General features: G+C 68.8%; 17 protein-coding genes. 5 read left to right on the top strand and 12 right to left on the bottom strand.

What is annotated here, in order from left to right; all coding sequences use genetic code 11:
• Positions 1–18: 18 nt before the first annotated feature.
• Both WT24_RS09480 and WT24_RS09475 read right to left on the bottom strand, forming a co-directional pair.
• Entirely contained in the window at positions 19–1,062 is a 1,044-nt protein-coding gene (locus tag WT24_RS09480; protein ID WP_059499479.1) for an ABC transporter ATP-binding protein, read from the bottom strand.
• 7 nt (positions 1,063–1,069) lie between these two features.
• On the bottom strand, positions 1,070–1,921 hold the full coding sequence (locus WT24_RS09475; RefSeq protein WP_060032962.1) for an ABC transporter permease: 852 nt from the start codon (positions 1,919–1,921) through the stop codon (positions 1,070–1,072).
• 162 nt (positions 1,922–2,083) lie between these two features.
• Here WT24_RS09475 and WT24_RS09470 point away from each other — a divergent pair, with 162 nt between their 5' ends.
• Entirely contained in the window at positions 2,084–3,001 is a 918-nt protein-coding gene (locus WT24_RS09470) for a LysR substrate-binding domain-containing protein (protein WP_060032959.1), read from the top strand.
• A gap of 77 nt (positions 3,002–3,078) precedes the next feature.
• On the opposite strand, the gene WT24_RS09465 is transcribed toward WT24_RS09470, so the two are convergent.
• Positions 3,079–4,755: an alkaline phosphatase family protein gene (locus WT24_RS09465; RefSeq protein ID WP_060032956.1), complete on the bottom strand. Its 1,677-nt coding sequence runs from the start codon at positions 4,753–4,755 to the stop codon at positions 3,079–3,081.
• A 251-nt stretch (positions 4,756–5,006) separates the two neighbouring features.
• On the opposite strand from WT24_RS09465, the gene WT24_RS09460 reads away from it, so the two are divergent.
• The gene (locus tag WT24_RS09460) at positions 5,007–5,228 is read left to right on the top strand and encodes a hypothetical protein (protein ID WP_011548933.1); all 222 of its coding nucleotides are present in this window, start codon (positions 5,007–5,009) and stop codon (positions 5,226–5,228) included.
• A gap of 52 nt (positions 5,229–5,280) precedes the next feature.
• Here WT24_RS09460 and WT24_RS09455 read toward each other — a convergent pair whose 3' ends face one another.
• A complete protein-coding gene (locus tag WT24_RS09455) occupies positions 5,281–9,108 on the bottom strand; it encodes a DUF748 domain-containing protein (protein WP_060032953.1) in 3,828 nt (1,275 codons plus the stop codon).
• Between the two features lie 151 nt (positions 9,109–9,259).
• Entirely contained in the window at positions 9,260–10,696 is a 1,437-nt protein-coding gene (locus WT24_RS09450) for a DUF1254 domain-containing protein (RefSeq protein WP_059499484.1), read from the bottom strand.
• Between the two features lie 468 nt (positions 10,697–11,164).
• Between WT24_RS09450 and WT24_RS09445 the strand changes: the two genes are divergently transcribed.
• Positions 11,165–14,218 carry a heavy metal translocating P-type ATPase gene (locus tag WT24_RS09445; protein ID WP_082742141.1) on the top strand — a complete coding sequence of 1,018 codons (3,054 nt, stop codon included), beginning with the start codon at positions 11,165–11,167 and terminating at the stop codon, positions 14,216–14,218.
• 143 nt (positions 14,219–14,361) lie between these two features.
• On the opposite strand, the gene WT24_RS09440 is transcribed toward WT24_RS09445, so the two are convergent.
• The 4 genes from WT24_RS09440 to WT24_RS09430 all read right to left on the bottom strand — a co-directional run bounded on the left by WT24_RS09440 (position 14,362) and on the right by WT24_RS09430 (position 17,462).
• Positions 14,362–14,841: a GNAT family N-acetyltransferase gene (locus WT24_RS09440; RefSeq protein ID WP_060032950.1), complete on the bottom strand. Its 480-nt coding sequence runs from the start codon at positions 14,839–14,841 to the stop codon at positions 14,362–14,364.
• Between the two features lie 131 nt (positions 14,842–14,972).
• Positions 14,973–15,128 (bottom strand): hypothetical protein, encoded by a 156-nt coding sequence (locus WT24_RS34845; RefSeq protein WP_011548928.1) that lies wholly within the window; start codon positions 15,126–15,128, stop codon positions 14,973–14,975.
• Between the two features lie 175 nt (positions 15,129–15,303).
• Complete coding sequence (locus WT24_RS09435; protein WP_060032947.1) at positions 15,304–16,671, bottom strand: hypothetical protein; 1,368 nt, start codon at positions 16,669–16,671, stop codon at positions 15,304–15,306.
• A 92-nt stretch (positions 16,672–16,763) separates the two neighbouring features.
• Positions 16,764–17,462, bottom strand: a complete 699-nt coding sequence (locus WT24_RS09430) for an MgtC/SapB family protein (RefSeq protein ID WP_060032944.1) — start codon at positions 17,460–17,462, stop codon at positions 16,764–16,766.
• A 114-nt stretch (positions 17,463–17,576) separates the two neighbouring features.
• Here WT24_RS09430 and WT24_RS09425 point away from each other — a divergent pair, with 114 nt between their 5' ends.
• Positions 17,577–18,686: an AGE family epimerase/isomerase gene (locus WT24_RS09425; protein ID WP_059499488.1), complete on the top strand. Its 1,110-nt coding sequence runs from the start codon at positions 17,577–17,579 to the stop codon at positions 18,684–18,686.
• Here WT24_RS09425 and WT24_RS09420 read toward each other — a convergent pair.
• Positions 18,659–20,278: a methyl-accepting chemotaxis protein gene (locus WT24_RS09420; protein ID WP_060032941.1), complete on the bottom strand. Its 1,620-nt coding sequence runs from the start codon at positions 20,276–20,278 to the stop codon at positions 18,659–18,661. The genes WT24_RS09425 and WT24_RS09420 overlap by 28 nt on opposite strands.
• A gap of 277 nt (positions 20,279–20,555) precedes the next feature.
• On the opposite strand from WT24_RS09420, the gene WT24_RS09415 reads away from it, so the two are divergent.
• On the top strand, positions 20,556–20,999 hold the full coding sequence (locus WT24_RS09415) for a PaaI family thioesterase (RefSeq protein WP_059499490.1): 444 nt from the start codon (positions 20,556–20,558) through the stop codon (positions 20,997–20,999).
• 56 nt (positions 21,000–21,055) lie between these two features.
• Here the strand turns inward: WT24_RS09415 and WT24_RS09410 are convergent, their stop codons facing one another.
• Entirely contained in the window at positions 21,056–21,337 is a 282-nt protein-coding gene (locus WT24_RS09410) for a type II toxin-antitoxin system RelE/ParE family toxin (protein ID WP_059780124.1), read from the bottom strand.
• Entirely contained in the window at positions 21,327–21,575 is a 249-nt protein-coding gene (locus tag WT24_RS09405; RefSeq protein WP_034205945.1) for a type II toxin-antitoxin system Phd/YefM family antitoxin, read from the bottom strand. The genes WT24_RS09410 and WT24_RS09405 overlap by 11 nt, the downstream gene beginning before the upstream one ends.
• Positions 21,576–21,614 lie beyond the last annotated feature (39 nt).

Here is a 21,614-nt window from a genome sequence, read left to right as displayed (position 1 = left end):
TCCGTTGAACGAAAGAAATCAGCGCGCATCCGGCGATGCCGGCAGCACGAGCAGATGGCGCGGGTCGATCGCGATGCTGCGCGCGGCGGGCTCTCGCCCTTCGCACAGCAGCACGTCGGCCGAGCCGTCCGGAATGAAGTCGTAGCGCTGCGTTGCGCCGAAGTAACGCACGTCCCCGCGACGGCCTTCGATGCGATTCGCGCTCTGCGCCGGCGGATCGGCCTGCACGTGCTCGGGCCGCACCAGCACCGCGATCTCCGTCCCCGGCCGATGCGCGCCCGTTTCCGCGCGCAGCGTCGCGAAGCGCACGTCGATTTCGCCGTGCGCGAGCACGCGGCCGCGCAGCAGCGTCGAATGCCCGACGAAGCGCGCGACCTGGGCGGTCGCCGGACGTTCGTACAGGTCGCGCGGCGTGCCGGACTGAAGCACGCGACCGCCGTCGACGATCGCGACGCGGTCGGCCATGCTCAACGCTTCGTCCTGGTCGTGCGTGACGAACAGCGTCGTCGCGCCGCATGCGCGCTGCAGTGCCCGGATCTCGTCGCGCAGCTGATGACGGATGCCTGCATCGAGCGCCGCCAGCGGCTCGTCGAGCAGCAGCAACTTCGGCTCGATCACGAGCGCCCGCGCAAGCGCGACGCGCTGCTGCTGTCCGCCGGACAGCATCGCGATGCCGCGCGTCGCGTGCGCCGACAACCCGACCCGCTCGAGCATGTCGAGCGCGCGGCGGCGCCGGACGTCGGCCGCGACGCCGCGCATCCGCAGCCCGTACGCGACGTTGTCGACCACCGACAGGTTCGGGAACAGCGCGTAGTGCTGAAACACCATCCCCACTTCGCGCCGCCACACGGGCACGCCGGCCACGTCGTCGCCGCCGATCGCGATGCGGCCGCGCCAGCCGTCGAGCAGTCCGGCCGCGAGCCGCAGCAGCGTGGATTTGCCGGACCCGCTGCGCCCCATCACCGCGAGCAGTTCGCCCTGCGCGGCGGACAGCGTGATGTCCTCGACGCCATGGCGGGCGCCCGGATACTGGAAGCTGACGTGTTCGAATTCGAGGCTCATGGATGACTCACTTCAGACGTTGCACGGTGCCGACGGACACGAGCGTCGCCAGCACGGCGAGCACGAGCAGCACGACGGTGGCGGCGCACGCCATCCCCGTCGCGCCGTAGAACGCCTGCAGCAACACGATCGGATAGTTCCGGTAGCGGAAGCCGGCGATCAGGTTCGAGATCTGGAATTCGCCGATCGACAGTGCGGCCACCATCACGAGCCCGGAAAACAGGCTATGGCGCAGGTTCGGCAGCACGATCGTGACGAACTGGCGCAGCGGCGCCGCACCGAGCGTCGCCGCGCAGGCCTCGAGCCGCGCGAGGCCGAGATGGCGCAGGTCGCCGAGCAGCGTCTGCAGCAGATACGGCAGCGTCAGCACCGCGTGCGCCGCGATCATCAGCGGCAACGTGCCGAGCCACGGCAGCGCGTCGCCGCTGAAGATCGCGATGTAGCCGAAGCCGAGCGTCAGCGCCGGCACCGCGACCGGCATCAGCATCACGACGCGCGTCGCGAACCCGCCGCCGGCCTGCGCGCGATGATGCAGCGCATACGCGAGCGGCAGGCCGATCACCGCGTTGAGCGCGCAGCACGCCAGCGCGACGATGAAGCTCACGCCGAACGCGCGGGTGAAGCTACGGTTCGCAGCCAGGTCGGCGAACCAGTGCCCGGTGACGCCGGCGGGCAGCAACGTGTTCGTCCACGATTCGCCCACCGCGCCGATCAGCAGCAAGGCGATCGGCAACAGCAGGTAGAGCGCGAACGCCGCGAGCAGCGCCTGCAGCAGCAGGCGCCCGACGGGCGGCCGGGCCGGTTTGTTACGACGAATCGGAATACCGTCGGCCACGGCCGGGGCGGTTGACGCAGGCATGAACACACTCGCTGACGATCGGAAAAATCCTCGCGCAACGCCCGCCGGACGAGGCCCGCATGCGTTGTCGAAGCCGGCGCAGTGTGCGGTTCCGACATGGCATCGTCATGAAAAAAACGTAAAAAGCGCGCATCGACCTGTGCAAGGACGGAACAGCTCGCCATGAAGCACCTGTATCCGAACGTGGCGGAACTGCATGCATTCGCCACGTCCGCGAAGTACCTGAACTTCTCCTACGCGGCCCGCGAACTGGGCCTGACGCCGAGCGCGGTCAGCCGGCAGATCGCGAACCTCGAGGCGCTGTTCGGCGTGAAGCTGTTCGTGCGCGAGGGGCGCGGCCTCGCGCTCACCCGTGCCGGCCAGGTGTATCACGCGCGCGTCGTCGGCCCGCTGCGCGAAATCGGCAACGCGTCGATCGAGCTGCTGAGCGCCCGCGAGAACAGCGACCTGCTGACGATCGCGAGCGTGCCGACCTTCACGACGAAGTGGCTGTTGCCGCGGCTCACGCGCTTTCTCGCCGCCGCGCCGGGCGTCACGCTGAGCTTTCGCCGTCATCTCGCGCCCGGCGACGTGTTTCCGTTCGGGCTCGACGCGGCGATCCGCTACGGCGACGGCGGATGGGAAGGCGTGCGAAGCGACTATCTCGGCGGGAGGACTTTCGTGCCGGTCTGCTCGCGCGAATTCGCTGACCGGCATGCGCTGCATGGGCCTGCCGATGCCGCGGCGGCGCCGCGCCTCGTGCACGAACAGGCGGAGATCGCGTGGTCCGCCTGGGCGGAACGTCATCGCGCGTCGCAAATGAACGCGCTGGCCGGGCCACGCTTCGAGCAATATTCGGTGCTGATTCAGGCGGCCCAGGCCGGCCTCGGGATCGCCCTCGTGCCGCGCTTCCTGATTCTCGACAATCTCGTTGCGGGCACGCTGGTCGAGCCGTTCGACGCGCCGGTCGACGTGGACGCCCAGGGACACTACCTGTGCTACGCGCCGGAGCGGCTCGACACGAGCGATGCATTGCGGCGTTTCAGGGCATGGATGCTGGACGAAGCCGGGTGCGCGCAAGACGGCACGCCGTCGCCCTGAAACGAACGGCGCGCACCGCCGCACGGCGGCACGCGCCCGTTGCCGGACACCGCGCGACGTCGGCATCCGGCACACCGTCAACGCCCGATACCGAGCCCCGGCAGCACGCGCGTGTTCTCGGCCACGACCGCCTGCAGCAGGCGCGGGTCGGCGCCGAGCAGCGCGAGGATCGTCGGCGCGACCTGCTTCGTGCCGACGAGATCGTTCACCGTGCGCGCACGATGCAGGCCCGGATACGACACGAGCAGGCCGAGGTGGCTGTCGTCCGGCGCGTTGCCGCCGTGCTCCTCGTCCTTCTTCGTGCTCGACGTGTAGATCACGCCCGGATTCGGCTGGACGACGATGTCCGGCGTGCGGCCGTTGGCCGGATCGCCGAAGCGGTCGGCCAGCGCCGCGCCGTACAACACGTACGCCTGCGGGCCGTCCGCGCAGATCCCCGGCGCGTTGCAGCCGAGGTTCGCCTTCAGCGTCTGGACGACCGCCGTGCGCTGGCTGCGATCGCGCAGCCAGATCAGCCCGACGTCGTCGGTCTGCACGAAGCCCGTGCCGACCAGGCCCGAACCGTCGTTCAGGTTGCCCGTCGCCGTATTGTTCTGGCCGAAGTTGCCGTTCGGGTCGATGAAGTTGTTCGCTTCGAGCAGCTTCGTCAGCGTGTCGCCGTTCTTCACGAGCTTCGTGTGATCGGTCGGCGACTGGCCGTGCTTCGCCGTGACGATCACGGCCGTCGACGTGTACAGGTTGGCCTGCTTCAGCGCCGCGACGACATGGCCGATCGCGTCGTCGACGTACGTGATCGCGTTCGCGACCTGCCCGTTCGGCGTGAAATCGGCATCGAGATAGCCGCCGCCCTTCGCGACCGGCGCCTTCTGCGCGACGCTCAGCGTCTGGAAGTTCGCGCCGAACAGCGTCGGCACCGGCGCGTTCTTCGTGCCGGTCGAATCGCGGCCGCCGATCTGGTTGATCAGCGCCTGCACGTGCAGGTTGTCGAAGCGCGCGGTGTGCGAGTAGACGTCGGTATAGGCGGTGTTGGTCGCCGGGTCGATCGAATTGATCTCGGTGCGCATCAGGTCGTCGACGCCAGTGCCCGACGGGCCGTTCAGCCAGTCGTAGCCCCATGCATGCTTGTCGGCCCATGCGGTGTGCGCATTCGGCACGCCGGCCTTCACGGCCTCGAACACCGTGTTGGTCTTCACGTAGTTGTGCGGGTAGACCGGCACGCACTGGCCGTTGACCTTCGCATGCGGGATCGCCTGCGGATTGAACGCGCCGCCGCCGTCGAGGTGCACGAGCGCGCCGCCGTTGAACGCATCGATGCCGGCCGTCTCGTCGAACACGACGTTCCAGCCCTGCTTGCCCGAGCACGTCGTGTCGCTCGGCGCGTACAGGTTGCGGTCGTACGACACGTCGTAGAACAGGCCGGCCGTCTTCGGCGAGCCGCCCGTCACGAGCGCGGCGAGGCCCGGGAACGAATCCGACAGGCCCGGCGTGTACGCATTCGCGTACGTCACGCCGCTCTTCGCCAGCACCGCGATGTTCGGGCACGTATTCGCACCGATGCAGCGGGCGAGATCCTGTTCGTGCAGGCCGTCGATGCTCAGCAGCAGCACGTGCTTCACGACGCGGCTCGCCCGCCCGTTGCCCTCGCCGTGAGCGTTGCCGTCCTGTTGCGCCGCATGCGCGCCCGCGCTGGCGAGCGCCAGCGCAGCCGCCACCATCACCGCCACTTTCCGTTGCTTGATGAACCTGGAAATCATCACCCCACCTCACCGATTGATGTTGAACTACGCGACTTGCCGTCAGGCGCGCAAAATATCGCCGGGTCGTGCGGCGGTCGGATGAAGCGGGGCTTTCTGTTCTCTGTCAAACGTAACCAATCGCAAATGACACGAAGCAGTCGCAATACGCGGCCTTGGCGTGCGCCGGCCCGCGCGGCCGGATTTTTTTTCGGCTTGGCCCGCGACTATTGGCGTGTGATAAAGGGTTTTCCCTGACCCGGAGCACGACTATGTCAACCCTGGAAGCTCTCCGGTTCGTGCTGGACGATGCACGTACCCCCGAAATCATTCGCCATCACGTCGTCGACGCGCTGCAGTACGCATTGCGCAACTACGGACAGGTGTTCACCGCCAAGGAAGTCGAATGGCTGACGCAGTGGGACGACGCGCGTCTGCCGCTGGCCGCGAGGAAGGAACTGGACAAGCGCGAACCGGCGATCGCCGGGCGCTGACAAAACCGCCGCGCCCGGCGGGTGCGGGCGCGGCGGCGGAGGGCGACAACGCTTACTGCAGCCCGAAGTCGACGCGGGTCGTCGCGCCCTTGTCCGAGATGCCCTTCGCGTCGAGCTTCGGCGCGACGACGAACATGCGGCTCGAGTCGATCTTGCCGTCGAGATACTGGCGCACGACCTGCGCGCGCTGCTGCGCGAGCGCACGCAGCGCGTTGTCGTCGGCCGGCGCGTGATCGGCGAGCGCCTGCTTCATGTCCGCATCGGGCAGCGTCTTCTGCAAGCCGACGAGGTTGCGCGGCTTCTTGAAATCGGCGGCCTTGTACGCGCGCGTCAGGTACTTCGAGTATTCGGCCTTGTCGACCTTCACCGACATCGGATCGACGCTCTCGCCCTGGCCGACCACGTCCTTCAGCTTCTGCTGGCGCACCAGCCGCTCGACGTACGCGTCGCGCAGCCCCGGCATGTCCTGCGCCGGATCGACGCGGCCGATCAGGTCGAGGCGGATCGACGGCTTCTCGGTCAGCATCTTCACGACGGTGTCGAGCTTCTTCTGCTGCGCGTCGGTCAGCTCGTACGAACCCGGCGCGAACTCGACGTAGCCGAGATCCTCGCCGCCGCTGCCGCCGAACGCATTCGCGAGCAGCGTGAACGGCGACGTGACGGCTTTCGCGATCAGGTTCAACACCGCGTGCCAGATCAGCCCGCCGACGCTGAACTCCGGATTCGACAGCGAGCCCGACACCGGCAGGTTCACGTCGATCTGGCCGCGCGTGTTCTTCAGCAGCGAGATCGCGAGCTTCACCGGCAGCTTCGTCGCCGTGTCGTTCTCGACACGATCGCCGAACGTGAGCTGATCGATGAAGATGTGGTTGTTCGCCGACAGCTGGTCGTTCGCGAGCTGGTAGTGCAGATCGACGTTGAGCTTGCCCTTCGTGATCGGGTAGCCCGCGTACTTCGCTGAATATGGCGTCAGGTTGGTCAGCTCGATGTCGTGCGCGGTCGCCGTGAGGTCGAGCGCCGGTTTCTCGATCAGCGGGTTCACCGAGCCCTTGATCGAGATCGGCCCGTTGCCCGCGAGGTTCGCGGCGACGTCGACCGGCGCGGACGTCGTCGAATCCGTGCCGAACGCGCCGATCGTGCCCTTGATCGCGACGAGGTTCGCCGTGTAGTTCGGCTTGATGAAGTTGTCCGTGTACGTGACGCGACCGTTCTGCAGCAGCAGTTCGCCGAAGTGCATCCGCACCGGATTCTGCGGCTGCGGCGCGGCCTTCACGACCACCGTCGCCGACGCGGCGGCCGGCATGGACGCCTGCTGCGCGGCCGCGGCCGAGGCGGCCTGCGCGGCGGCCGGCGGCGTCACGCCCGGCGACAGCGGCACCGGCTCGCCCTTGCTCGCGTCGCGCGTGAGCGACTGCGCGGGGCCCGACTCCTTCGCGACCACGTCCTTCAGGTTCAGGCGCCCCTGCGCGTCGAGCAGCACGCGTCCGTAGAAGTTCGAGAACGTCACGCGCGCGGCGTCGACGTCGGTGCCCTTCTCGTCGTAGTTCGCCTTCAGGTTCGACAGCGCGAGCGAGCGCCACCCTGCAAACGGGTCGGAGGTCGCCTTGTCAAGCATCCGCACGTCGACCAGCGCGACGTCGCCGCGATAGGTCGCGCGCGGCGTGTCCTTCACCTGCGCGAACGTCAGGTTGCCTTGCGCGTTGAGCAGCGCGCTCGCGATCGTCGCGTTCAGCGCGCTGCCGAAGTACGGCTCGAACGCGGCCGCGTCGAGGCGGTTGCCGTTGATCTTCAGGCCAAGTTTCAGTGGCTGCGCGGTCACATCGCCCGACACGTTCAGCGAGCCCTTGCGGTTCAGCGTCGCCTTCAGTTGCACGGGCAGCGGCTTCGTCAGATCGTCGCTCACCTTCTGCACCGACAGCTCCAGCGGCTTGATCGCCAGCTTCACCGGGCGCGGCGTCGACAGGTCGGTGAAGTTCGCGGACGCGTCCTTCACGTTCAGCGCATCGATCCGGTAGTGCCACGACGGCGCGGCGGCCTGGGCCTTGCGCGCGACCGTGCGCTGCGGCACCGCCGCCTGCGCGGGTTCGGCCAGCGCCGCGAGGTCGATCTTGCCGTCCTTCAGGCGCTTCACGTCGAGCGCGAGCCCGCTCGCGTCGACGCTCGCGATCTCGGCGGTGCGTGCGGCGACGTCGACCTTCGCGATCTTCGCGCTCGCGTCGGGCAGCGCGATCGCGGGCGCCTTGTCGTTCGGCGCGGCGATCTTCAGCGACTTCAGGCTGACCGTGCTGTCCGCGACTTCCGCGGCGAGCGGCGTCTTGCCCCAGTCGGTCTTCGCGTTGACGGTCGCGCCGAGCGTGCCGTCGAGCACGCGCGCGCGCGTCGCCTCGCCCAGGTACGGCTGCAGCGCCGGCAGCGCGAGCGCGGCGACCGTCAGCTTCGTGTCGGCCTGCTTCGCGGCGAGATTGAACGCGCCTTCGGCCGTCACGTCTCCGCCGCGCGACAGCGACGTCGACAGCGTGTATTTCGCGGGTGTCTTGCCCTGCAGCGAGAAGCCGTCGAGCGTCGCGGCGAGCTTCGTCAGCGACAGCGCGGTCGGCGTCGCCGGCACGCGGTCGTCGACGTTGATCGTGCCGCCGTCGATCGCGAAATGACGGATCGTCAGGTCGAGCGGCGGCGCTTCCTTTGCGGCGGCGCTGCCTTCGGCCTTCGCGGCGCTGGCGGCGCTGGCCGCGGCGACGGTGGCGCCGGAAGCGCCGGAAACGGCGACGGCCGACGCGGCCGGCTTGGCGGCTTCGGATTTCGGTGCGGCGGCCGGCTGCGCGACGAGCTTCTCGACGTTCAGCACGCCCTGCTTGTCGCGCGACAGGTCGACCACCGGCTGGTCGATCCGGATCTCGTCGAAGTGCATCGCGTTGCGCAGCGGCTCGAGGCCAGCCGCCGCGACGTGCACGCCGCGCGCGGCGAACAGCGGCGCCGACGCGCGGTCGGTCACCTTCGCGTCGTTCAGGTCGACGGTACCCGACACGCGCAGCGCGGGCGTCTCGCCGCTCATCACGAAATTGACCGTGAGGTCGCTGCTCAGCAGGCCGCTCGTCACGGCCACCGGCAGCTTCGCCGGCACGTACGAGATCAGCTTCGGCACGTCGAGGCGGTCGAACTTCAGCGCGATCTCCGATTCGCGCGACTGCGCGAACGGCTTGGTCTTGCCGTCGATCGAGAGCGGGCTGCCGTCGAAGCGCGCGCGCAGCTTCGGCTCGACGAAGATGTCGGTCTTCGATGCCAGCGTCGCGATGTACGGAATACCGAGCGTCCAGTTGTCGACCACGTGCTTTTCGTTCAGCAGGCGATCGTCGAAGTCGATCCGGCCGTCGTTGACCTGGATGTTCGACACCGAGAACTGCGTCGGCTTGCTGTCGGGTTGCGGCGACGGCGACGAGAACTTCTCGATCAGGTCGGTGAAGTTAAAGCGCTGCGCGTCGTAGCGGACGATATGAAAGCGCGGCGAATCGAGCCGGATTTCGTTGACGATCGGCGCGCCGCGGAACAGCGACGACCACGACGGCCTCACGACGAGCTTGCCGATGTCGATGAAGTCGCCCTGGCCGCCGCGCTCGCCGAGGTGGATGCCGTCGGCTTCGAGGTTCAGCGTGTACGGGTTCAGTGCGATGCGCTGGATCGTGGCCGGACGGTCGAGCTGCTTGCTCAGTTGCTGTTCGGCGACATGGCGGATCAGCGGCGGCGCCGCGAAGAAGCCGAGCAGTCCGAATAAAACGACGAAGATCAGCACGCCGATGCCGATACGCCGGGTCCGGCGCGAGCGTGCAACGCCACCGAGGGCATGGAGGGTCGAGGGTATGGTTTCTTTGTCTGCGCTTGCCATGCTTGAATGTCTCGGAAATGGATGACGGGCCGCACCGGAGAACCGGGCGGCCGCGCACGCTATCCCGAAAGTATAGGCTCAGGAGGTGACGGTACGGAGGTCGGGCGCCACCGCCGCGCCCGCCGGTCGGACAACGGCGGCAGTCAACCGTTCATTTCCGGACGACGACGGGCGGCATCCACGACCCGTCGCTCGCCTGCGGCTTCGGCGCGTACAGGCGCAACGCGAGCGCGAAATCGGTACGCGGCGCCGGCAGCCAGTTGGCCGCATGCGTGCCGCCCGGCGACGCCGACACGACGATGTCGATCGAGCCGTCGTGGTTGCGGCGCAGCCGGTCGCGATCGCCGAGCGAGCGGCGCGCCGACCCGACGTCGGGCAGCGCGCCGTTGGTCGTGTACGGCGTGAGCGTCCAGAACGCGCGCACCGGCGGCAGTGCGCCCGGCGCGAAATGCAGCACGTAGCGGTTCGCGCCGTTCAGCGGATGGCCGTCGCTGTCGACGCGGGTGATCGCGAGCGTCTCGTCGTCGCGCGTCGCGGTGCCGAACTGCGTGTAGGCCGCGTACGCGCGCAGCGCGTAGTCCTGGCCGTACTTGCCGGCCGTGTCGCCGATCCAGTTCCAGCCGTTCGCGCTCAGCAGGTTCGACGGCGGCGTCGCGAGCCGCGCGCGCGCCTCGGCAATGCCGGCCGTCGCGGCCGTGAGACGGTCGCCCGTCCACAGTACCGGGTAGCCGGCCTTCACGCCGATGTCGGCGAGCGATTCCTGGGCGTGCGCGTCGTCGGCCGGCGCCGGATTGTCCTGCAGCGCCTGCGCGAAGCGCGTGAAGAACGCCTTCGGGTCGAGCGCGGCCACCTGCTCGGCCGGCGTGCCGCCGCCCACCGCCTCGGACGGCGCGCTGCCCGCATGGACCGCGACCGACGCACCTCGCTCGGCGCCCGTGTAAACCGACAGCGGCACCACGCGGATCGCGCGCTGCAGCTTCTTCACGTTCGTCAGGTCGCGCCCGCCGCTCGTCTGCAGCCGCACTTCGAGCCACGCGTTGGCGGACGGCACGTCGACGCGCAGCGCGCCCTTCGGCAGCGTGCCCTGCCAGTCCTTGGCGGCGAAAGCAATCGTTTGCGACCGTCCGGCGCCACGGGCGCCGCGCGCCGCCACGCTCGACGACGACCACAGCACGTTCGTCCACATGTCGAGCGCGCGCGCGTCCCAGTAGCGGCCGCGCGTGTCGGGCAGCGTGACGATCACGGGTTCGGCGGCGACGTCGAGCCAGCCGGTCGAGTCGAGCGTGTCCACGCCCGGCAACGGCGGATTGACCGCGCCGACGGGCGGCAGCGCCTGCGCGTGGCGCAGCGTGTTGAGCGGGGCCTGCCCCGGTTGCGCGCCGTCGCCGCCCGTCGCCGCTTCCTTCGCGACGTCCATCAACACGAGCGGATACGCATAGATATAGGAGTCGGCGACTTCCGCACGCATCCAGCCGGTTTTCCGCTGGATCGCGTCCGGTTGCGACGCGCACCCTGCAAGCAACGCCGCAATGGCCAGCGACGCGCACGCGCGTCGCAGAGAAACTGATTCTCGCTGGTTTTCAATCATCGATTACTGGCCGAATATCATTCTTTTCAGTCAACGCCCTGTTCGCCTCGCGAACGGCGAAAACAAGGCACCCCAGCGTGCCCGGATGACCGTTTCGCTACGATTCGTAACGGTGGGCGCTGATGTCAGGCCGGTATCATAGCGCCTAAGGGCATCCCCCAATATGCCGAATAACGGGTAGAACGCTAGCCGAACCGTCAAAAAATCCGAAATAGTCCACGGGATTCGGCAAAAATCTGGAACTGCGCCGGGAGTATCAACCCGTCAACGCCTCGCGAGCGCCAAGCCTGGCGCCTCAGCGCGCACCGGCTGTCCGTTCGGAAGCCGGGGCGATCGCCTTTTTCCGCATTGTGACAATCTGTGTGCATCGACATGCGTCGCATCGTCGCCGACGCTTGACCTTACCATCATGGGAATGTTGATACTGGAACCATTCGCGGCACGAACCGCGCCTTTGGGGAATCCGACATGACTGAACCACTTGCCTCCGCAGCGCTGCACACGATCGAACTGAGCGTCGACGGCATGCATTGCGGCGGCTGCACCGGCCGCGTGCAGCGCGCGCTGGCCGCCGTGCCGGGCGTCATCGGCGTGGCGGTCGATCTCGATGCGCATGCGGCAACCGTCACCGCGCAGGAGACGGTCGAGCCCGATCGGCTCGTGGACGCCGTCCGCGAGGCCGGCTACCGCGCAGCGGTACGCGAAGCGGCGGTTGAAACCGTCGCGGCCGCGCATTCGGCGCACGCGCCCCTCCCCGCAACGCCGCCGACGCCGGCTGCCGCCGCGACGATCGAACTCGACATCGACGGCATGACTTGCGCATCCTGCGTGTCGCGCGTCGAAAAGGCGCTCGCGAAGGTGCCGGGCGTCACGCGCGCATCGGTCAATCTCGCGACCGAGCGTGCGACGGTCGATGCCACGGCCGGCGTGTCCGTCGCGCAATTGGCGGATGCCGTGAAGCAGGCCGGCTATGACGCAACGCCGACGGGGCCGGACATCGCCGTCCCAGCCGCTGCCACTGCCTTGCCCGCCGCACCCGCAAGCATCGAACTCGACATCGACGGCATGACCTGCGCGTCCTGCGTGTCGCGCGTCGAGAAGGCGCTCGCGAAGGTGCCGGGCGTCACGCGCGCATCGGTCAATCTCGCGACCGAGCGCGCGACGGTCGATGCGTCGGCCGACGTCTCCGCCGCGCAGCTTGCCGAAGCGGTGAAACAGGCCGGCTATGACGCGACGCCGGCTGCCGTTTCCACGCCTCCCGCCACCTCCCCGGTCGCAGACGTCGAACTCGACATCGGCGGCATGACCTGCGCGTCCTGCGCCGGCCGCGTCGAAAAAGCGCTGGCCGCCGTGCCGGGCGTGGCGCGCGCGACGGTCAATCTCGCGACCGAACGCGCGTCGGTACACGGCGCCGGCGCACTCGATCCCGCCACGTTGATCGCGGCAGTCACCACGGCCGGCTACCGTGCGTCGCTTCCCGCCGCCTCACCCGCAGGTGAAACGACCGGCGCCGACTTACGACCGGCCAGCTCCGCGCAGGACCCCGACGCACGCAAGCGCCGCGAAGCGATCCGCGAACGCAACCTAGTGATCGGGGCCGCCGTGCTGAGCGCGCCGCTCGTCGCGCCGATGCTCGCCGCGCCGTTCGGCATCGACCTGATGCTGCCCGGGTGGCTCCAGCTCGTGCTCGCGTCGATCGTGCAGTTCGGCTTCGGCGCGCGCTTCTACCGCGCGGCCTGGCATGCGGTGAAGGCGCTCACCGGCAACATGGACCTGCTCGTCGCGCTCGGCACGTCGGCCGCGTACGGGCTGAGCCTGTGGATGCTGCTGCGCGATCCCGCGCATCCCGGCCATCTGTATTTCGAAGCGTCGGCCGTCATCGTCACGCTCGTGCGCTTCGGCAAGTGGCTCGAATCGCGCGCGAAGCGCCAGACCACCGAGGCGATCCGCGCGCTGAACGCGCTGCGCCCCGATCGCGCGCGCGTCGTCGAGCACGGCATCGAACGCGACGTGCCGCTGTCGCAGGTGCGCGTCGGCACGCACGTCGGGATTCGGCCCGGCGAGCGCGTGCCCGTCGACGGGCGGATCGTGTCCGGCCGCTCGCACATCGACGAATCGCTGATCACCGGCGAAAGCCTGCCCGTGCCGAAGGACGACGGCGACGCCGTCACCGCCGGCTCGATCAACGGCGAAGGCGCGCTCGTCGTCGAAACCACCGCGATCGGTGCGGAAACGACGCTCGCGCGCATCATCCGGCTCGTCGAATCCGCGCAGGCCGAGAAGGCGCCGATCCAGCGGCTCGTCGATCGCGTCAGCGAGGTGTTCGTGCCGGCAATTCTCGGCATCGCCGTGCTGACGCTGGTGGGCTGGCTGATCGCCGGCGCGGGGATGGAAACCGCGATCCTCAACGCGGTCGCGGTGCTCGTGATCGCGTGCCCGTGCGCGCTCGGTCTCGCGACGCCCGCCGCGATCATGGCCGGCACGGGCGTCGCAGCCCGGCACGGCGTGCTGATCAAGGATGCGCAGGCGCTCGAGCTCGCGCAGCGCACGACCGTGATCGCGTTCGACAAGACCGGCACGCTGACCGAAGGCAAACCGTCCGTGACGGCCTTCGACGCCGTCGGCGTGCCGCGCGACGAAGCCCTCGTGCTCGCGGCGGCCGTGCAGCGCCAGAGCGATCATCCGCTCGCACGTGCGGTGGTTGCCGCGCATGACGCGGACGTGGCCGCACGGGGCGGCGCCGCCGGGTCGGTCGTCGCGACCGACGCGCGCGCCGTGGCCGGACGCGGCGTGGAAGCCCACGTCGGCGGGCAGCGGCTCGCGCTCGGCAGCACGCGCTGGCGCGACGAATTCGACATCGCGGTACCGCCGGCGCTCGACGCCCGTGCGGCGGAACTCGAGGGCGCCGGCAACACGATCTCGTGGCTGATGCGTGCCGATGCGCCGCGCGCGGTGCTCGCGCTGATCGCATTCGGCGACACCGTGAAGCCGGGCGCCCGCGACGCGATCGCGGCGTTGTCGGCGCGCGGCGTCGCGAGCGCGCTCGTGACGGGCGACAACCGCGGCAGCGCGGCGGCCGTCGCGGCGACGCTCGGCATCGGCGAAGTGCACGCGCAGGTATTGCCCGACGACAAGGCGCGCGTCGTCGCCGAGCTGAAGCGCACGCACGGCGGCGTCGTCGCGATGGTCGGCGACGGGATCAACGACGCGCCCGCGCTCGCCGCGGCGGACGTCGGCATCGCGATGGCGACGGGCACGGACGTCGCGATGCACACGGCCGGCATCACGCTGATGCGCGGCGACCCGGCGCTCGTCGCCGACGCGATCGATATCTCCAGGCGCACGTACCGCAAGATCCAGCAGAACCTGTTCTGGGCGTTCGTGTACAACCTGGTCGGCGTGCCGCTCGCGGCGCTCGGGTGGCTGAACCCGGTGATCGCGGGCGCGGCGATGGCGTTTTCCAGCGTCAGCGTCGTGACCAATGCGTTGCTGCTGCGGAGATGGAAAGGCCACGCGCGTTGATGCGGCAGACGGTGAATGCCGGACGATCGAACAGGCCGGTCGGCGCTCGGCCAGCAGGAAGGGGCGGGAAGCGTGCCGACGTTGGCCGGCTACACGGCGTGCGGAACCGGCAGCATGTCACGACGCATCGCGCGCTGGCGGATTCAGTCCGACACGACCGGTTTGATCAACGTCGTGGTGATCGGCGCGAAGCCGCACGCGCGATACAGCGCACGCGCCGCCGCGTTGTGATTGAACACCGACAATCCGATCTCGGTGACGCCGTACCGGCGTGCCTCGGCGTCGAGCGCATCCAGCGCGCGCGTGGCCCAGCCCTGGCGACGCCGGGACGGGACGATGTCGAGGTCGTAGATGAACAGTGTACGGTTCGGCCCTTCGGGGACGATCGCGTACCAGAGGTCGCCCACCGGATCGCCGCTGGCGCCGTCGATGAGCGTGACGAGGGTCTGGCCGGCGGTCAGCAAGCCGTCCGGCAGCAGCGTGTCGAAACAGGCGCGCGCACGATCGGCCGCGTCTTCGACAGTATTTTGCCCGGAGGAAACGAGATCGCCCGCGTAGCCGTCGATGGCTCGCGTGCGGTACGCGTGGAATTCGCCGGCCGTCATCGGCCGCATCTGCAGCATGGCCCGGTCGCCGTGAACGGAATCGAGCTTCCAGTGTAGCGGGACGGGCGCACCGGCGCGCGACGCGGCGGTGGGAAACGGGCAGACAGGTTGGTGCGGCGGACGCCGCGCCGAATCAGCGAATCAGCGAATCAGCGACGATACAGAACGATCGGCACCAGGTTCGCACGGCGCACGCGCTCGGCCTCGGCGTGACGTGCGGCGTACGAGTATTCGGCGTCGAGCGGCAGGTGCGGGGATACGAACAGGTCGTCGATTTTTTGCAGCAGGGCGAAGATGAAGCTCATGTGAGACTCCTGACAGATATGGATAGGGTTTTCCCTTAGATGAACACCATTCTAAGGGTTTTCCCTAAACTCTGCCAGTGGGCTGCATCGGTTTGCCGCACGTGCGCGACAGTCGATCGCCGCCTCAGAACGGCGATCCTTGCCCCGTCAGGTCTCCAGGATAGGGGCGAAACGATTAACGCGTGCGACGAACCCGCTTCGCGACGGCCGCGTCACGGTTCGCGTTGCGCTGAAGCCGGTCGACTTGCGACAGGAGCGCTTCGTGGTGCTCCTCGAGCGTCATCAGCGTGGCCTGCTGCGTCGACAGATCGGCCGCGAGGCGATCGATCCGTTGCTGCTTGGCGGCCACGTCCTGCTTCAGGTGCGCGATCTGCCGCGTTTGCAGCACCAGCGCGACGAGCCCCGCCAGCACGACGACGGCCAGCGCGAGCAGCAAGCGGTTGACGCGGCGCATCTCGCGATCGGCCGAGCGCGTCAGGCCGTCCACGTCGGACTGCAGCGCGGCGAGCCGGTCGGTCAGCGGGCGCAGGTGCGTGTCCGGATCGAAGGCTGGCGCGGCCGGCTGCGTACGCTCCGATGATGGCCGGGTCACGAACGACGCGGCGGAAGCCACCGGCTGCGCAATCGGCGGCGAAGCATCCGGCTGCCGGGCCGTGTCGTGAGGCTTCGCGGAATGCGGGGCGATCGCCGGCCCGGGCGGACGTGCCGGTTGTGCCGGTTGTGCCGGTTGTGCCGGCGTCTGCAGCTCGACCGGCGCGGCGGCGACGGGCGGCGGGGCCGATTCAACCGCTTCCGGCTTCGAGTCGACGCTCGTCGCAACCGGTGCGGTTTGCGTCGCCGTTGCTTCGTTGGCCCCGGCAGCCGCCCGGCGCTTGCCGCTCGACGACGCGCGGCGCTCCTTCGCGGTGTCGCCCGAAGATTTCCCTTCTCGGGATTTGACGACCGCCGCCTCGACGACAGGTTGCGCGACTTCGCCATCTGCCGCTTGCGATTCGGCCGCCTGCGCCGCGGCGCCATCGGCGGCTAGCCGCTTCGTCTCCACACTCGCGGCGCCGTCGGCCGCGAGCACATCGATCGTCGTTACCCCGCCATCGCCCACAGGCGATTCGGCTGCCTTCGTTGCAAGACCTGCTGCGGATGCGCCGTCGACGCTCGCGGCCATATCGCCTTCAACCGTCGGAACGACTGCGATCTCCCCAGCCGTCGTCGCCGTCCCTTCGGTTTCCGCATGCGTTGCCGCATCCGCAGGCGGGATGAAACCGTCGAGCGTGGCTTGTCGCCCGTCGTCGGCACCGGCCGTCGCATCAGCTTCCACGATCGCTTCATCGCGCGGCGCAACCGGCATGCGCTCGCCCGGCTCCGGCACCGGATCGCCGAACAGGTCAAGCGTCCGTTCGTCGCGCAGCGCGTCGCCGGCCGGTGCGCCGCCGGATCGTGCCGTCGCTCTTGCGGACGTGCTGCCTGCGGCAGCGGCCGAGCGCGGGCGCGAACGGGCCGACGAGCGGGTGGAACGGGAGCGTGGCGTGGAAACGGATTCGGTCATGGAAATCGGATAGCGGGGCCCACACGCGCAGACCCGGATGTCGAACGGAATCGGTGGTCGGCCATTGTCGCACGCCCCGCCACCAATTCACGCTATTCATTCCCCGCGAGCCCGTTCCCGTCGTCGAAGCGCGTAACGCCCGGCAGCGCACGCAACTTGTCGCAGATCGCCTTGTATTCGAGTTCCGACACCCGCGCCAGCGCGATGCGCACCTCGTCCTGCTCGCCCGAGTCGTCGGCACGCTGCACGATGAACTGCTTCACGCGCGCACTGTCGGGGCCGAGCGCCGCGTGCAGCGAATCGAACGTCAGCGTGCCGCTCGCAACCGTCAACGCAAGCTGGCGCCGCTGGCGCACCGTGAAGTAACGCCGCTCCAGCGGCTTGATGCCGGCCAGGATGATCAGGATGATGATCGTCGCCGAAATCGACGCGACATAGAGCCCGCCGCCCACCGCAAGGCCGATCGCGGCGACCGACCACAGGCTCGCGGCCGTCGTCAACCCGCGCACGATCTCCCCGCGCAGCAGGATCGAGCCCGCGCCGAGGAAGCCGATGCCCGACACGACCTGCGCGGCGATCCGCGACGGATCGAGCACGACGTGGTCGCTGGTGCCGAGCACGTCGGCGAAACCGAACGCCGACACGATCATGATCAGCGCCGAGCCGACGCACACCAGCATGTGCGTGCGCAGGCCGGCCGCCCACGACAGGCGCTCGCGCTCGAAGCCGATGACGCTGCCGAGCGCCGCCGCGAGCACGAGCCGCATCACGAGTTCCAGATTGCTGAGCATCCGATTTCTCTCCTTTTTTTGGTGCCGGCCGCGCGGAATGTTTTATCCTTGGCCCCGGCCGCGCCGATTTCCGGGCCGCGCCGACACGTTTCGATCCAAGCGCTCAACCCCGCCATGTCCGTTTCCGACTCCGCTTCCGCCCAGGCCGCCCAACTGCGCCATCATTTCGCGCACGTCGTCTTGCCGATCTGGCGGGGTTCAGGGTTCGACCCGGCGTTGCACCTGCCGTTCGAGGCCGTCGATCCGGCCGCCCACGCGCCGCTGCCCGTGACGCGTTATCGCGCAATGGCGTGCGCACGGCAACTGTTCGTGTTCGCGCAGGCCGGCGACTCCGCGCACGCGGCCACGCTGTTCGACGCGCTGCGCCGGCACTTTCGCGACCCGCGTCATGGCGGGTGGATCTACAGCGTCGACGCTCAGGGCGCGCCGCTCGATACGACCAAGGATCTCTATACGCACGCGTTCGTCGTGTTCGCGTGCGCCGCATGGTATGCGGCGTCGCGCGACGCCGCCGCGCGCACGGCGGCGGAAGAAACCGCCGCGCTGATCCAGGACCGCTTCGCGCCGCGCCACGGCGACGCGTTGCTCGATGCCGCACGCCACGCCGATTTCTCGTCATCCGGCAGCGGCCCGCTGCAGAATCCGCTGATGCATCTGACCGAAGCGTGGCTCGCGGCCGCCGATGCGTTCGGCGACCCGGCGTTCGACGATGCGCTCGCGCGCACCGCGCAGGCCGTCGAGCGCACGTTCGTCGATGCGGCGACCGGCTGCGTGGCCGAGTTGCCGCTCGGGGCGGCCGACAACCGTTTCGAGCCCGGCCATCAGTTCGAGTGGTTCTATCTGGTCGATGCAGCCGGCGCGCGGCTCGCGCAGACCGGGCTTCCCGCCGCGCTGTCGCGCGCGTTCGCGTTCGCCGAGCAATACGGCGTCGATCCGCAGACGGGCGGCGTGTGCGCGGCGCTCGACGCGCAAGGCGCGTGCATCGACGGCACGCAGCGGATCTGGGCGCAGACCGAATACCTGCGCGCGCTCGCGACCCACGGCGGCACGCCGGCCTCGGCGCCGCTCGCGCGCCAGATCGAGCGGTTCGCCGCGCGCTTCCTGCATCCGCGCGGCTGGTTCGAGTGCAAGACGGCGGACGGCCAGGTGTCGCGCGCCGACATGCCGTCGACCACGCCCTACCACCTCGCGACCGCCTACGCGGCGCTGCCGGCCGGTTCGTAACCCGCGGCGAACGACGGCGCCGCGCGGCCGCCCGGTGCGGCGCCGCGTCCGTCGCCCAGCTCGAACACCGACACCGCCTGCATCAGATATGCGGTCTGGTCGTTCAGCGATGCGGCCGCGGCCGCGACTTCCTCGACCAGCGCCGCGTTTTGCTGCGTGAGCTGATCCATCTGCGTGACGGCCTGGTTCACCTGCTCGATCCCGACGCTCTGCTCGACCGACGCCGCCGTGATCTCCGCCATCGTCTGCACGACCCGCGTGATCGACGCCGACACCGTGCGCATCGCATCGCCGGCGCGCTCGACGAGCTCCGCTCCGCCGTCGATCTGCGCGACCGACTCCTCGATCAGCGCCTTGATCTCCTTCGCCGATTGCGCGCTGCGCTGCGCGAGCGAGCGCACTTCGCCCGCGACCACCGCGAAGCCGCGCCCCTGTTCGCCGGCCCGCGCGGCCTCGACCGCCGCGTTCAGCGCGAGGATGTTGGTCTGGAACGCGATGCCGTCGATCACCGAGATGATTTCCGCGATCCGCCCCGAGCTCTGCGCGATGCCGCGCATCCGGTCGATCACGCTGTCGACCACGCCGCCGCCTTGGCTCGTCGCTTCGAGCGCCGCGTCGGCCAGCGCGCTCGCCGCACGGGCGCTGTCGGTGTTCTGCCGGACGGTCGCGGTCAGTTCCTCCATGCTCGCGGCGGTTTCCTCGAGCGATGCGGCCTGCGTGCCCGTGCGCGCCGACAGGTCGGCGTTGCCGCCCGCGATCTCGCCCGCGCCGAGGTGGATCGCATCGGACGCGTGGCGCACCGTGCGCACGGTGTCCGCGATGCTCGTCTGCATCGTGGCGAGGCCGCGCAGCATCCGGTCGATCTCGAACACGCCGCCCGCCTGCACGGCTTCGTCGAGACGGCCCTGCGCGATCCGCTCGAAATGACGGCCGGCCTGCTCCAGCGGCGCGACGACCGCACGCCGCGCGGCCGCGTAGATCGCGGCGCTCGCCGCAAGCATCGCCACCAGCAGCACGATGCCGACCGACTTGAACCACAGCATGCCGCCGTCGATGGTGTCGAGCGCCGCGCGGCTCGAGGTGCCGCCATAGTCGGTGAAGCGATGCAGTTCGGCGATGTACGCGTCCTGGAAGCCCTGGGTCGGCTGGTCGAGGAACGCCTGGATGTTGTCGGCGTCGAGGAACTGCACGAGCTCGCCCAGCGCGCCGCGCAACGCGCGATAGCGTTCGGCAAGCGCCGCGACGCGTGCGCGGTTAATGTCGTCGACCGGCTGCGCGGCCGTCAGCACGGCGAATGCCTTGTCCGCTTCCGCGAGCGACGCGCCCGCGTGGCGGATGATGTCTTCGGGCTTCGGGCCGCCGCGCACCATCCGCGTGCCGGCACGCGACAGGTTGATGCGTGCGTCGAGCAGTTGCTCGGTCGCCCGGCTGGCCGCGTCGACCTGCGCGATCGCGACGTTCGACAGATCGTCGACGCCGCTGCGCGTCGACGCGAGCGTCCAGAAGCCGAGCGCTTCGATCGCGAACAGGAAGAGACAGAACACGGCCAACACGCCGAGCAGACCCGACGCGAGCTTGATTTTTCCGAACATGGAGAAGTTCCTGGAGAGCGGACGATGAGGCAATGCCCCGGCATTAGCGGCATTTCTTCGTCGGACTTTAGGCCGATTGCCGGCTGCGCAGGTCGATCGTGCGCTTCGCGCGCGCATTCGCGTCGAATCGCCCCCAAACGCGGAGATTTTGGGTATTCGGCGCAATAATCGCGTCGCATCGCACCGGAATTTGCCCGAAACGCGAACGAATTTCCTTGCTTATCGGCAGCCCCCTTCCTAGAGTTCAGCGCAAGCGGGCACTCATTAAGGAAGTTCGATGACCGACATCACGGACCACGCGCGCGGCGCATTGCGCGCGCAACCGTTCAGCATGCTGCTGGGCACGGAGCTGATGCATATCGGCGACAACGAAGTGTCGCTGTGTCTGCCCGTGCGCGAGGAACTGCGGCAACAGCACGGCTTCGTGCACGGCGGCGTCATCAGCTATCTCGCGGACAACGCGCTGACGTTCGCCGGCGCGCTCGTGCTCGGCCCGCGCGTGATCACCGCCGAATACAAGATCAACTACCTGCGGCCGGCCGTGAACGGCACGCTCGTCGCCCGCGCGAAGCTCGTCTACGCGGGCCGGCACCAGGCGACCTGTCAGTGTCACGTGTTCGTCATCGACGGCGATCACGAGCGGCTCGTCGCGATCGCGCAAGGCACGATCAATCGCGTCGGCGACGGAAAGGTGCCGGACAGGCCGGAGGAAACGGCGTGAGACGACGCCCGTCGCGAGGTCAATGAAAGAACGCCGAACACGCAGCGCGTGTCGCGCTAGCGCTTCATCGCGGCGAGATAGACCGCATCGCGCTCGCGACGCCCCACCGCGACTACCAGTACGACGACTTCCGCATCGCGCACTTCGTACACGAGGCGATAACCGATACTGCGCAGCTTGATCTTGTAGCGGTCCGGATGACCGTGCAGCTTCGCCGAAGGAATGCGAGGGTTCTCGAGCCGTTCGACGAGTCTGGCCTTGAACTGATCGCGAATGGTGCGATCGAGCTTCCTCCACTCCTTCAACGCAGGTTCGAGAAAGGCGAGCTCAAAGGTCATTCAACTTGACCTTGACGGCTTTCTCCTTGGCGCGCGAGTCGGCCAGCACGTTGTCTTCGATATCTTCGAGACGTTCGACCATCGCCTCCCATGTCTTCGCCGGAATGCAATAGAACGCGGGTTCGTTGTGATTCAGGATCGCGACCGGGAACCCCTCTCCCGCCGCCACGGTTCCCATCGGGTTCCGCTTCAGCTCCGAGACGCTCGCCGTCACGCTAGCCAGGATGGTATGGGGCATGCCTGCTCCTTTTTCGATCGAATTTACATTGTACTTTAT

Origin of the sequence: Burkholderia sp. MSMB1078WGS (genome assembly GCF_001528895.1) — a bacterium.
Lineage (GTDB): Bacteria > Pseudomonadota > Gammaproteobacteria > Burkholderiales > Burkholderiaceae > Burkholderia.
The sequence above is the reverse complement of the archived record's forward strand: the minus strand, read 5'-3'. Positions and strand labels throughout refer to the sequence as shown.